This window comes from Bacteroidales bacterium (assembly GCA_021157585.1).
Taxonomy (GTDB): domain Bacteria; phylum Bacteroidota; class Bacteroidia; order Bacteroidales; family UBA12170; genus UBA12170.
Genome location: JAGGWH010000066.1, coordinates 52,572 through 66,097 on the forward strand (window position 1 = coordinate 52,572; position 13,526 = coordinate 66,097).

Here is a 13,526-nt window from a genome sequence, read left to right on the forward strand (position 1 = left end):
GTAATAATTAGTGTAATCATTTTCTTTTAAGCTTAATGATTATATTAATCATACTATTTTTTATCTTTTTATATTCTTTTATTAGTTAAGAACTTGCACAATTAATTTATGAGATTTTTTAAAAACTAATCGATACTCGTACAAAGTTAAATACTTTCTATTTCGATTGCTAACTAAACAAAAACCATTCATTTAATAAATGGCTGTCTAATTGGCAGTACGTATTGCAAAAGTAGAAAATATATTGCTGTAATTTTAAAGAACATTGTATAGTTTGATTATGCTGTATTTTGTTAAAAAGTATGTTTAAAAGTTTGTAAGTCGCTCTTGTAATTGCGTTCTTATTTTATAGAGTTTTGCTAAAGGGATGAAAATCGATTTTTGGTTCGTTAGTGTTCTTAACATGTAGTTCCTTAGTTTGTTTTTTTCTTGAAAGCACTTGATGTTTTATGTGCGTATTTTCAGTTACTTACAACAGTATGATATATCTACTTTTGTTGATTGAATAACCCCTCAATTTGTCGCGAAAGTCTTATTGGTATTAGGTTTCCTTAAAGATTAACAATTTTTATCAAAAGCTTCCTTTTTTAAACTCAGCCCAATATGTTAGTGAAAAAATAATTGAATTGCAAGTTAATTTTATTCTATTTCTCCACATTTTTTCATTCACTTTTGTCTTGCCGAAGGGGCATATTGAATGATTACTTGAGAGAACTCAGAAAGTTTAACTAAATTTTATTGTAAATATAACTTATTAAGCGTTGCTTTTTGATTTAACCTTATTAATATAAATGGAGAAAGATCATATTAAAGTTTGGGATAATTGTTTGCGTTTTATTCAGGATAACGTAAATATTCAGGGGTATAAAACTTGGTTTGAACCAATTGTGCCGCTAAAATTAGTCAATAGTGTTTTAACAATACAGGTTCCCAGTCAGTTTTTTTACGAATGGCTCGAAGAGCATTATATAAAACTGATTCGTATGGTTATTAAAAAAGAATTGGGTTCTAAAGGACGCTTAGAATACAGTATTATTATGGATAACTCCGTACCCGGAAAGGATAAAAAAAGCATTAAGCTTCCAACATCCAGTAAAGGCGCAGTTAATAATCCTGCTGTATCAATGCCTTACACTATGAATAGAGCAAAGCCAAAAGATATTCCGAATCCATTTATTATTCCCGGAATAAGAAAAGTTAAAGTAAACTCTCAATTAGTCGATTCTAATTCTTTTGCAAATTTTATTGAAGGTGATTGTAACCGCTTGGCTCGTTCTGCCGGTTATGCTGTTGCTGAAAATCCCGGTAAAACATCTTTTAATCCACTGTTTTTATATAGCTCAACAGGATTGGGAAAAACGCATTTGTCGCATGCTATCGGTTTGCAGGTTCGAGAAAATTTTCCTGATAAAACGGTTTTATATCTTCATTCAAACCAGTTTATTTCTCAGTTTATAGACAGTATCAGAAATGGTAATCAAAATGATTTTATCCATTTCTATCAGATGATAGATGTGTTAATTATTGATGATGTGCATTTATTAGCCGGTAAAGAAAAAACATTAGATGTGTTTTTTCAAGTTTTTAATCATTTGCATCAAAATGGAAAACAAATAGTTATTACTTCAGATATTCCTCCTGTTGAACTTACCGGTTTTAATAACAGATTAATTTCTCGATTTAAATGGGGCTTGGCAGCCGATTTGCAAGCACCCGATTTAGAAACTCGTATTGCAATTATTCAAAAGAAATTATATAACGATGGTATTGAAATGCCTCAAGATGTGATTGAATATCTAGCATACAGTATTACTAACAGTATTCGTGAGTTAGAGGGTGCTTTAATTAGCATTATGGCGCAGAGCTCTCTGAATAAAAAAGAAATAACTATCGATCTTGCTAAACAGATTATAGATAAATACGTAAAATCTACTAATCGCGAAATCTCGATAGAATATATCCAAAAAGTTGTTTGTGAATATTTTAGTCTTCCTCTAGATGTTATTAATAGCAAAACACGCAAGCGCGAAATTGTGCAAGCTCGTCAATTGGCAATGTTCTTTTCTAAAAAACATACTAAATCGTCTTTGGCAACTATCGGACAACATTGTGGGAACAAAGATCATGCAACCGTATTGCATGCTGTAAAAACCGTGAATAATTTAGTTGATACCGACAAAAAGTTTAAAAGCTATGTCGACGATTTAGATAAAAAGATAAAGTTACAATAGAGATTATAAAATGTCGGCTTGCCGGCATTTTTTGTATTACTTTTTATCTCTCTTAGCTAAGAATACTTATCTTAGCATAACTAAAAAATAATCTGTGAAAGCTATTATTCTTGCAGCAGGATTGGGTACCCGATTGTTTCCTTTTACCAAAAACAAGCCAAAAGCACTTGTCGAAGTACAGGGAAAACCGCTAATTCAACATCAGTTAGAAAAACTTAAAAAGGCGGGTTTTACTCAAGTGCTTGTAAATATCCATTATTTCGGAGAGCAAATAATAGAATTCTTGGATAAGCATAATAATTTCGGATTAGAAATTTATATTTCTGATGAGCGTGATGAACTTTTAGATACCGGTGGTGCTCTACGAAAAGCATCTGATTTTATCCGAGGCGATGAGCCGGTACTTATTCATAATGTTGATGTGCTTAGTAATATTTCTTTAAAGGAAATGCTTGACAGTCACCGTTTAAAAGGAGCTTTGGCAACATTAGCTGTTCGCAAAAGAGAAACATCAAGATATTTACTTTTTAATAAACAGAATCAGCTTCGTGCTTGGGAAAATATAAAAACAGGAGAAAAAAAAGGCTATAGCACAGAAAGTAATCTTGAGCGAGCCGCATTTTCTGGGATTCATATTGTTTCACCAAAATGTGTCGATTTATTTCCCAATAAAAAGGCGTTTTCGGTTATAGATTTTTATATAGATATCATAAAATCATATACGGTAAGTGGTTATTTTCACGATAAATCTATTTGGTTAGATGTGGGAAAACCTGAAACTTTGGCTGAAGCCGAAAAACTAATAATTTAGATATGGTTTCAAAAAAACAAAAGACTTTTATTGAGGAATTAATTGATAAGCTGTTAATAGATTATACACGTAATTTTAGTCAGTTATGTATTATTACGCCTAACCGTCGCGCGCAAGTTTTTATTAAAAACTATCTGCAAGAAAAAGGTATCCCAATGTTGCTTCCAACATTGTTTTCTATCGACGATTTTATTCAGCATCTTTCGCCCTATACTATTCTTGATAATATTGATTTGAGTTTTGAGTTATATTTGGTTTATAAGGAATTAGAAGGTGAGGACGCTCAGCCGTTTGAACATTTTATTAAATGGGCAACAGTTTTAATTAACGATTTTAACGAGATAGATATGCATCTTGGCGATGCCAATGCCTTGTTTAATTATTTAAGTGATGATTATGCTATTAGAGAATGGAATTTAGGAATAAAAGACCTTACGGATTTTCAGAAAAACTATTTAGCTTTCTTTCATAAATTAAACGACTATTATCAATATTTTACTCAGCGGATTTTAAGTCAAAATACAGCATATAATGGTTTAGCTTACCGGTATGTGGCTGAGAATATTCAAGAATTGATGCAAGAGCAACATTGGAATAAACTAATATTTGCCGGCTTTAATGCTCTTACACTTTCCGAAGAAAAAATAATTCGTTCGCTTTATGAATCCAAACAAGCTGAGCTGATTTGGGATGTGGATGAATACTACTTTTCTGATAAAAACCAAGAAGCAGGCTTGTTTTTAAGGAAATATGCTAGTTGGTATAAATTCGATAAAGATACTATTGCTAAACATTTTCAAAACCCTAAAGAAATAAATGTTATTGCAGTTCCAAAAGAAATTGGTCAGGCTAAGATAGCATCAGAATTACTAAAAAATAACTTAAATACTAAAGATTTAAATAATACGGCTCTTGTATTAGCAGACGAGAATCTTTTGGTAGCCGTTTTAAATAGTTTGGATAAAGACGTTTTAACCGAAACGAATGTTACTATGGGTTACCCGTTAAAAAATACGGCAGCTCATTTATTATTCCGACTTTTTCTAAAAATGCAGTTTGTAGGTCAACGACAACAAAAGCTTAGAAATCAATCGCATTTGCGATTTTTAAATGAAGATTTAATACAAGTGTTGACAAACCCCCTAATGGCTGACTTTTTTGGGAAAAATACAGAAATTATTTCTGCTGTTCAAAAACAATTATACTGGACTCCAACAGAATTACAAGTATTATTTAACAAAACAACGACTTTAGATACTCTCTTTTTATTTGTCGATTTTGAAAATAATGCTAAAAAAGCCATTAACTTTTTTCAAGATTTTATAAAGGAGTTCTTTTTGCATTATCAGGAAGCCGATTCTAATTTGCAGTTGCGATATTCGTCTGATAGGGAGGCCTTTGTGCTTTATTCGCATATGCTAAATAGGTTGACTGATAGAATTAACAAATACGGTTTCCCAATTAATTTGCAGGAGTTTAAAATTGTATTTGAACAGCTTATTGGAAATCAAAATCAGGCATTCCACGGCGAACCACTAAAAGGATTACAGCTAATGGGCTTGCTCGAAACGCGTATACTCGATTTTGAAAATCTTATAATTTTATCCGTTAATGAAGATATATTACCTTCCGGGAAAATGTCTAACTCTTTTATTCCGGTCGACATAAAACGAATATTTAAACTTCCTACTTATACGGAAAAAAACGCCATTTTCGCTTATCATTTCTATCGTCTTTTGCAAAGAGCTAAAAACGTTCATTTGCTATATAGTACCACAGCAGCTAAGCTTGTTGGTGGCGAAAAAAGCAGATTTATTACACAGCTTTCATTGGAGCTTTTTGAATATAATCCGTTATCTGATTTTAAAGAGACTTTGTATAATTTCAAGGAAATAAAACCTGAAAACAGATTCGATATAAGCATTGAAAAAGACATCTCAGTTCAAGAAAGATTGTTAGCCATTGCTAAAAAAGGATTTTCGCCAACGGCGATAAATACTTATATAAGCTGTCCGCTTAAATTTTATTTTAAACATATATTAAGAGTTGAGGAGCCAAAAGACGAGAAAAGCTTTATTGATGATAGAATGGTCGGGAATATTATTCATCATACTTTAGAGACTTTATATAAACCATTTGTAGGAAAAGCGGTAAATATTGATGATTTATCAAAAATGAAAGAGCAATTGCTCGACGAAATTCAAACTCAAGCCAAGCTTGAAGCTAAGGGACAGCTGTTAGATTCCGGACAAAATCTTCTTGCAATAAAAGGTATTGAAAGATATCTTGAGGAATTTTTTGCAGAGGAAAAAAAATCGCTAAAGGAGAATATAAAAAAGGGTGGCAGTTTAATAATTTTAGGGGTGGAACAAACACTAAAAAAGAAAATTATTATACCGGAAAAAGGCATAGAAATTAAAGTTGCCGGTAATGCCGATCGTATTGACCGTTGGAACAGAAAAGTTCGGGTTTTAGATTATAAAACGGGTTATGTAGATCCAAAGGCATTAAAGAAAATAGAGTTTGATGAATTATTTTTAGACTCAAAACACGAAAAAACTCTTCAGCTTTTAACCTATGTTTGGCTGTTAAAAGACGACTACCCAAAAGATGATTTACAAAGTGGTATTATAGCTTTACGTAATGTACATAATCATTATATTTTTCTTTCTGATTCTTCCGAAGAGTCATTATCTAAAGAGAGTCTGACCATTTTTGAAAGTAATTTACTCGAATTTTTCAATGAGCTTTTTGATGAGAAAATCCCATTTGTTCAAACAAGAGAAAAACAGAATTGTCAATATTGTCCGTATGCTAATATTTGTCTTAAGTAATTATGAGCCTAATTGTTTTAAAATCAATTTATATTAAAACTAAATAATCCTTATTTTTGCCTAATGGACAAAGCCATCACAATAAAAACATCTGATTACACAATATTTTTAGGTGTAAATGCAGCTAATGCTTTAGATGTTTTCTTGAACACGAAATCATACTCTAAGATATTTGTTTTGATGGACGAAAATACTTACGCTCATTGCTATCCTGTTTTATCTTCAGATACTGAGAATTTATTAAATGCTGAGCTCTTGCTTATAGATGCCGGCGAGGATAATAAAAATATAGAAATCGCTACTCAGTTATGGGAAAGTCTTACCGATAGTGGTGCCGATCGTCATTCTCTATTAATAAATTTAGGTGGTGGAGTAGTAAGTGATTTAGGTGGTTTTGTTGCTTCTATCTTTAAACGAGGAATGGATTTTATAAATATTCCAACTTCTTTATTGGCTATGATCGATGCTTCTATAGGTGGAAAAACCGGAATTAACCTTGGACATTATAAAAATCAAATAGGTTTGTTTTCTCCACCTAAACAAATCATTATTGATCCAAGATTTTTAGAAACACTTCCGCAAGAACAGATTCTTTCGGCTTATGCCGAAATGCTTAAACATGGGTTAATAGAAGATAAAAAATACTGGAAAGAGTTAAGCGAAATTGCAGAACTAACACCAAAAAATCTTATTCCATATATTGAAAAATCTATTCATATAAAAAAGCAAATTGTGGATAAAGATCCTACGGAAAAAGGTTTGCGAAAGGTTCTTAATTATGGACATTCCGTAGGTCATGCAATAGAATCATTTTTTATGGACACAGACTCTCCTATATTGCATGGCGAAGCCGTTGCTATCGGTATGTTGGCAGAAGCGTATTTGTCGACAGAAATTTTAAATATGGCGGTTAAAGATCTCGGAAAAATAGACCAGAATATACGTTTACATTATAGTCATATCCATATCGACGAAAGTCAAATTGATACTATTGTAAGCTTGACTATGCACGATAAGAAAAAAGAAGGATTGCATTTAAATTTCAGCTTGTTAAAGCAAATTGGGCAATGCGAAATTAATCAGCAAGTAACGAAAGAACAAATAATAAGATCATTAAAATATATCATTCATGGCTTTACTGGTTAAAAAAGATAATAGAAGTTTAAAGGGTCGTATTCAGTTGCCGCCGTCTAAAAGCGAAAGTGCTAGATTATTAATTATCGATGCAATTTTAGGCACAGAAGATTTGGCCATTGAGAATCTTTCGGACAGTACGGATTCTACAACTTTGAAATCTTCGCTAGAATCGTTATTGAGACTTAAAGGCACAAATATTTCGCTCAATTTGGATATCCACGATTCAGGAACGGCAATGCGTTTTATTACGGCTTATGCAGCAGGGATTAATGTGAAAACTTTTATTACCGGCACCGGGCGAATGAAACAAAGACCATTGGGTATTTTGGTTGATAAATTGAAAGAACTTGGCTCTTCAATTACTTATATAGAAGATGAAGGATATCCTCCCATACGAATTGAGGGCAAAAGATTAAAAGGCGGAGAAATTGAAATTGATGCCACCGTGAGTTCGCAGTTTATTTCGGCTTTGCTTTTGGTGGCTCCAAAAATGTTACATGGCTTAAAAATAAAACTTCTTGGAGAGGTGATTTCTGCACCTTATATCGATATGACTTTAAAGGTTATGCGTGAGTTTGGCATTGAAATAGAGCGTAAGGAAAATATTATCTCCATCAGAAAACAACGCTATCAAAATAAAAAGGTGTATCGTATTGAGTCTGATTGGAGCGCAGCTTCATATTGGTATCAAATGGCGGCTTTTGCCGATGAAGTTGATCTTACTCTACTTGGATTAAAACAAAAAAGTACACAAGGTGATAGTATAATTGCAGAATGGGCAAGCGAGTTTGGCGTTCAAACAAGCTTTACTGAAGAGGGTGTTCATTTGACTAAAGTAAAATGTGAAACAATATCTATTGAAAAAGATTTTCATAATAACCCTGATTTGGCTCAAACACTTATAACAACTACTGCCGGATTGCAAATGCGAGGTGATTTTACCGGATTGAAAACTCTTAGGTTAAAAGAAACTGATAGAGTAAGTGCTTTGGTAAATGAATTAGGTGCTTTAAACGTAAATATTTCTGTTGATAATAACAAAATGAAACTTCTACCTGCAAAACTTGTAGTTAAAGATAAGGTTAAAGTATATGCCGACCATCGCATGGCTATGTCTTTTGCTCCTCTAAGTATGATTTTGGGACAGCTCGTTATAGATTCCCCCTCTGTGGTTGCTAAATCATATCCTAATTTTTGGGGTGATCTAAAAAGTGTTGGGTTTGAACTTACTGAAGTTTAAAATTATTTTGTAATTCCTTTTAGTTTTAGAGGCTTTGGTATACATTATTTTTTATTTTTGCTAATAATTTAAAATCGTTATAAATAAAACATTCTGTTTTATAGTGTTTTATATTGTAAATGTAAGTTATGGATAAATATTCCTATTTGAATACCAAGCCTGAGGAAGTTGAAGATTTATATCAACTGTTTCTCGAAAATCCGGAAAATGTAGAATATGGCTGGCGTAAATTTTTTGAAGGCTTTGAGTTTTTTAAAAATGATTATACAGCACAAGCCGATGGCGTGTCTTCTTCGGAATACAAAGTAATAAACTTGATTGAAGATTATCGAAAGAGAGGTCATTTGTTTACCAAAACAAATCCTGTTCGTGTACGTCGTCATTATACTCCCTCTTTAGATTATCAAAATTTTGGTTTAGAAAAGAAAGATTTAGAAAAGGTATTTGAGGCTGGTAAGAAAGTTGGCTTGGGAGCTGCTAAATTGAAAGATATTATTCAAATGTTAGAACAAACTTATTGCGGTTCGGTTGCAGTTGAATATGATTATATCCGTAATTTAGATGAAGTAGCCTGGCTAAAATCTAAATTAGAATTATCTAAAAGCACTCCTTCTTTTTCAAAAGACGAGAAACTTGCGATTTTAAATAAGCTAACTCAAGCTGTTGGCTTCGAAAAATTTATTCATAAGAAATTCCCGGGACAAAAACGTTTTTCATTAGAAGGAGCTGAGTCTTTAATCCCTGCTTTAGACGCTGCTATTGAGCGAGGAAACGACCTTGGAATTAGTGAATTTATGATTGGAATGGCGCATCGTGGTCGTTTAAATGTGCTGGCTAATATTATGGGAAAACCCTACCGTCAGATTTTTAGCGAATTTTCCGGTAATGAATATGAAGATTCTTTTTTATTGGGCGATGTAAAATATCATTTAGGCTATACTTCTGAAACAAAGACTAATAAAGAAAAAGATATTGTTTTAACTCTTTCGCCTAACCCATCTCATTTGGAAGCTGTTAATCCTGTTGTTGAAGGTTTGACCCGTGCTAAAATAGATAATCTTAAATCAGATACAAACGAAGATTCTATAATCCCAATAATTATTCACGGAGATGCTTCTATTGCCGGTCAGGGTGTTGTTTATGAGGTGGCTCAAATGTCGAAATTGAAAGCTTATTCAACCGGAGGAACTTTACATTTGGTTATCAATAATCAGATTGGTTTTACCACTAACTATCTCGATGCTCGTACTTCTACCTACTGTACTGATGTGGCTAAAACTATACAAGCACCTGTTTTTCATGTTAATGGAGATGATGCTGAAGCCGTTGCTTTTACTGCAATGTTGGCAATTGAATATCGACAAAAATTCCATAAAGATATATTTATTGATTTATTGTGTTATCGAAAATACGGACATAACGAAGGTGATGAGCCTCGTTTTACTCAGCCGGTTCTTTATAAAGCCATTGAAAAACATGATGATCCTCGTGTGATATACGCCAAGAAATTAGTCGAACAAAATGAGATTAGCTTAGAAGAATCAGATAGAATTGAAACGGACTTTTATAATTTATTGGAAGAATCTTTTTTAAGTGCAAAAAAAATTACCACTGCCAACATTAGTTCGTTTTTAGAAAAAGAATGGGAAGGAATTAAAAAAGCAACCAAAGCAGATTTTGATAAATCACCGGATACCGGAGTGGACTTAGATATTCTTCAACAAATCGGACAAAAGATTACAAGTTTGCCTGATGATAAAAAGTTTTTTAGAAAAATTGTCAGTTTACAAAAAACACGTAACAATATGGTGTTTAAACACCAAAAGCTCGATTGGGCAATGGGAGAATTACTTGCTTATGGTTCGTTGGTGAATGAAGGAATACCTGTTAGGATAAGCGGGCAAGATGTTGAACGAGGAACATTTTCGCATCGCCATGCTGTATTTACAGTTGATGATTGTGATGAAACATATACTCCTTTAAAAAATATTAGTGAGAAACAAGCTCCATTTAAAATATATAACTCTCTACTCTCAGAATATGGGGTTTTAGGTTTTGAATATGGATACGCTATGGCTTCGCCTCAGGAATTAATAATTTGGGAAGCTCAGTTTGGAGATTTTAATAATGGAGCTCAAATAATTTTTGATCAGTTTTTAAGTAGTGCCGAGGATAAATGGAATGTAATGAACGATTTGGTTATTTTTCTTCCTCATGGTTATGAAGGACAAGGACCTGAACATTCAAGTGCACGAATGGAGCGCTTTTTAACTCTTTGTGCAGAGAATAATTTTCAAGTGGTAAATCTCACTAACCCGGCAAATATGTTTCACGTTTTGCGCCGTCAACTGAAACGCAAATTCCGTAAGCCTTTAGTAATATTTACTCCTAAAAGTTTGTTGCGTCATCCCGAAGCCGTATCCAATATTAGCGAATTTACAAAAGGAGGTTTTAAGGAAGTAATTGATGATAGCAGTGCCGATTCTAAGAAAATAAAACGTGTGCTTTTTTGTAGCGGGAAGGTGTATTACGATTTATTAGCAGAAAAAAGAGCAATTAAAGATGAGACTGTAGCCATTATTCGTCTTGAACAATTATATCCTTTACCAAAAAAACAGATTTATAAGATTATAGATAAATATAAGAATGCCGAAAAGCTGATGTGGGTTCAGGAAGAACCGTATAATATGGGTGCCGGTCCGTTTATTCGCTCAGAATTGGAAGATTTGAATTTATATATTGTTGCCAGACCCGCAACAGGAAGCCCCGCAACAGGATCTAGTAAGTTTCATCAAAAACAACAAAGGAAAATAGTTGAAAAACCCTTTGATGAATGTGGAGATTGTCCGCTAAAAGGAACCATTTGTAAGATGGCTTGTATAGGAAATAATTGGCAAGAGTTTAATCTTGAATTAGAAAAAAATACACCAAAATGATTGTAGAAATAAAAGTCCCCAGTCCGGGAGAATCAATTACAGAAGTGCAAATAGCCTCTTGGTTAGTAGAAGATGGCAGCTTGGTTAAAAAAGATCAGGAAATTGCCGAAATAGATTCTGATAAAGCAACCTTAAGTATTAGTGCCGAGGTTTCCGGTAAAATAAAACTTTTGGCAGAAGAAGGTGATACTGTTGATATTGGAACCGTGGTTTGTAGTATAGATTCTAATGTTGAGATGCCGAAAACAGCAGTCGTTGCCGAAACCAAGAAAGAAGACGCTCCAACTGAAAAAGAAGAGAAGTCAATATCTGCTGTTGAAGAAAAATCTGCAGATTCTATTCCTTCAGAATCAGATATTCATATTTCGCCCTTAGCACGTAAGCTGATGCAAGAAAAAAACATTAGCGAAAAAGACATCACAGCTTTTTATAAATCGCTTAGGTTGGGGACAAAAGATGTAGAATTTTATTTAGGAGCTAATGATAAAATACCTCTTAAACAAGATTCCGTTCAAACAAGTTCTTGGGGAGGAACACGAAATCAGGAAGTGAAAAAGATGTCTCTTTTAAGAAAAAAATTGGCTCAACGTTTGGTTTCTGTTAAGAATGAAACGGCAATGCTTACCACTTTTAACGAGGTGAATATGACTCCAATTATGGAGATTCGGAAAAAGTATAAAGAGCAATTTAAAGAACAGCATGGTGTTGGTTTGGGTTTTATGTCTTTCTTTACAAAAGCCGTAACAGAAGCTTTACAGCATTTCCCACAGGTAAATTCTATGATCAATGGCGATGAAATTATAAGTTACGATTATGCTGATATCAGTGTGGCAGTGAGCTCTCCAAAAGGATTGGTAGTTCCCGTTATTAGAAATGCCGAAACTCTTAGTTTGGCAGGAATTGAGAAGGAAATAAAGGCTCTTGCCGTAAAGGCAAGAAACGGAAAATTAAGCTTGGAAGAAATGACAGGTGGTACATTTACCATTACCAACGGTGGCGTTTTTGGTTCAATGTTATCAACACCAATTATTAATCCGCCTCAATCTGCTATTTTAGGAATGCATAATATTGTGGAACGTCCAATCGCTGTAAATGGTAAAGTGGAAATTCATCCTATTATGTATTTAGCTCTTTCTTACGATCATAGAGTTATTGACGGAAAAGAATCTGTTGGCTTTTTAGTTAAAATAAAAGAGATGTTGGAAAACCCTGAGCGAATGCTTTTTAGTGGAAAATCACCAATTGAGAGTCTTTTAGGATTTTAGTGTTTTGTAAATAGTTTAATTTAAATTTTACCCAAAGCTTAAAATTAACACATAAAAAAGGCAAAACCATTGCTGATTCTGCCTTTAAATTAAAAGTTTGAATTCTTATTAAGCTACCTCAACAGTAACTTCATCACTTTGCCACAAACCGTGTTTGGTGCAATACGCATGAGCAATTAACTTCATGTTTTTAGAAGGAACAATATAGAAGTCAACTTCTAAATTAGCAGGAGCATTACCCATAGCACCAGCAGTAAATGTAGCTTGTGCTAAAAATGTTTCGCCATTCCAAAGCTGAACGTATTGGATGTAATGATCAAAATCATCCGGATGTTTGTACTCATCGCCAACCATTACTTTTACTTTGAATTTTTCGCCTTTGGTAGCCTTTGCATCACAATGTACAAATGCCGAGTGGCGGTCGATATAATCTTTTTTTGCTTCTCTTTCAATCTGAGAAATGTCTTCGTATCTGTTGATTTTCATAGTATTGTATTTTTTTAATGTATATGCAAAATTACAAAATTAATTTCGGTATTGAAAGTCTTATTTAGAATAATTTTTAATAAGCACTTAAATCATTCGGCAAATCTTTGTTTTCAAGACCATAAATAATCTCTTCCATTAGTTGGTTAGTAGCCAAAGCAGTTTCTGCTGTGCTAACACAGTCGCCGTTTTTTTGTAAACTATTTACGACCTGTTGAATCAGTTGTTTCTGAACGTGATCAGGTTTTTCAAAAGGGAAATGCTCAATTCCGTTTTCTGTTTCCAATAAAACAGGATCAAAACCAAAAGTGGAAAAGCTGATTTTGCCTTTTGTTCCACGAATTTCGATTAGGTCAATTTCTTCCTCTTTAGAAACACAAAAATTCCAAGTCCCGATAAAATTTATGGTGTTCTGATAGCGAAGCTTTGCTTGGACAAAATCTTCAGCTTTATATAAACCACATTTGTTTTTTACTTCCGAAGAAACCAATTCAGCCTTGCCAAAAACAAAATCGAGCCAATCTAATTGATGCGAAGCTAAATCGAAAAAATATCCTCCGCCTGATTTTTCCGGTCGAACGCGCCA

At 33.4% G+C, this 13,526-nt stretch carries 9 protein-coding genes; 7 read left to right on the forward strand and 2 right to left on the reverse strand.

Translation table 11 applies throughout. The annotated features are described in order from the left end of the window. Positions 1–791: 791 nt before the first annotated feature. The 7 genes from dnaA (at position 792) to odhB (ending at position 12,454) form a co-directional block, all read left to right on the forward strand. Complete coding sequence (dnaA, locus tag J7K39_04375) at positions 792–2,231, forward strand: chromosomal replication initiator protein DnaA (GenBank protein ID MCD6179120.1); 1,440 nt, start codon at positions 792–794, stop codon at positions 2,229–2,231. A 94-nt stretch (positions 2,232–2,325) separates the two neighbouring features. After that, positions 2,326–3,042 (forward strand): nucleotidyltransferase family protein, encoded by a 717-nt coding sequence (locus tag J7K39_04380; protein ID MCD6179121.1) that lies wholly within the window; start codon positions 2,326–2,328, stop codon positions 3,040–3,042. A gap of 2 nt (positions 3,043–3,044) precedes the next feature. Then, entirely contained in the window at positions 3,045–5,876 is a 2,832-nt protein-coding gene (locus tag J7K39_04385; GenBank protein MCD6179122.1) for a PD-(D/E)XK nuclease family protein, read from the forward strand. 63 nt (positions 5,877–5,939) lie between these two features. Then, positions 5,940–7,022, forward strand: a complete 1,083-nt coding sequence (gene aroB / locus J7K39_04390) for a 3-dehydroquinate synthase (protein ID MCD6179123.1) — start codon at positions 5,940–5,942, stop codon at positions 7,020–7,022. Further along, on the forward strand, positions 7,006–8,253 hold the full coding sequence (locus J7K39_04395; protein MCD6179124.1) for a 3-phosphoshikimate 1-carboxyvinyltransferase: 1,248 nt from the start codon (positions 7,006–7,008) through the stop codon (positions 8,251–8,253). Before aroB ends, J7K39_04395 begins: the two co-directional genes overlap by 17 nt. A gap of 128 nt (positions 8,254–8,381) precedes the next feature. Continuing rightward, complete coding sequence (locus tag J7K39_04400) at positions 8,382–11,189, forward strand: 2-oxoglutarate dehydrogenase E1 component (GenBank protein ID MCD6179125.1); 2,808 nt, start codon at positions 8,382–8,384, stop codon at positions 11,187–11,189. Continuing rightward, a complete protein-coding gene (gene odhB, locus J7K39_04405) occupies positions 11,186–12,454 on the forward strand; it encodes a 2-oxoglutarate dehydrogenase complex dihydrolipoyllysine-residue succinyltransferase (GenBank protein MCD6179126.1) in 1,269 nt (422 codons plus the stop codon). Before J7K39_04400 ends, odhB begins: the two co-directional genes overlap by 4 nt. 108 nt (positions 12,455–12,562) lie before the next feature. On the opposite strand, the gene J7K39_04410 is transcribed toward odhB, so the two are convergent. After that, positions 12,563–12,940 carry a hypothetical protein gene (locus J7K39_04410; protein MCD6179127.1) on the reverse strand — a complete coding sequence of 126 codons (378 nt, stop codon included), beginning with the start codon at positions 12,938–12,940 and terminating at the stop codon, positions 12,563–12,565. A 76-nt stretch (positions 12,941–13,016) separates the two neighbouring features. Continuing rightward, positions 13,017–13,526: gfo/Idh/MocA family oxidoreductase (locus tag J7K39_04415; GenBank protein MCD6179128.1), on the reverse strand; the 510-nt coding region annotated here is incomplete at its 5' end.

Excerpts from the sequence above, each read along its gene's own strand:
- dnaA (MCD6179120.1), top strand. The coding sequence starts at position 792 with ATGGAGAAAGATCATATTAAAGTTTGGGATAATTGTTTGCGTTTTATT.
- J7K39_04395 (MCD6179124.1), top strand. The coding sequence starts at position 7,006 with ATGGCTTTACTGGTTAAAAAAGATAATAGAAGTTTAAAGGGTCGTATT.
- odhB (MCD6179126.1), top strand. The coding sequence starts at position 11,186 with ATGATTGTAGAAATAAAAGTCCCCAGTCCGGGAGAATCAATTACAGAA.
- aroB (MCD6179123.1), top strand. The coding sequence starts at position 5,940 with ATGGACAAAGCCATCACAATAAAAACATCTGATTACACAATATTTTTA.
- J7K39_04410 (MCD6179127.1), bottom strand. The coding sequence starts at position 12,940 with ATGAAAATCAACAGATACGAAGACATTTCTCAGATTGAAAGAGAAGCA.
- J7K39_04400 (MCD6179125.1), top strand. The coding sequence starts at position 8,382 with ATGGATAAATATTCCTATTTGAATACCAAGCCTGAGGAAGTTGAAGAT.
- J7K39_04385 (MCD6179122.1), top strand. The coding sequence starts at position 3,045 with ATGGTTTCAAAAAAACAAAAGACTTTTATTGAGGAATTAATTGATAAG.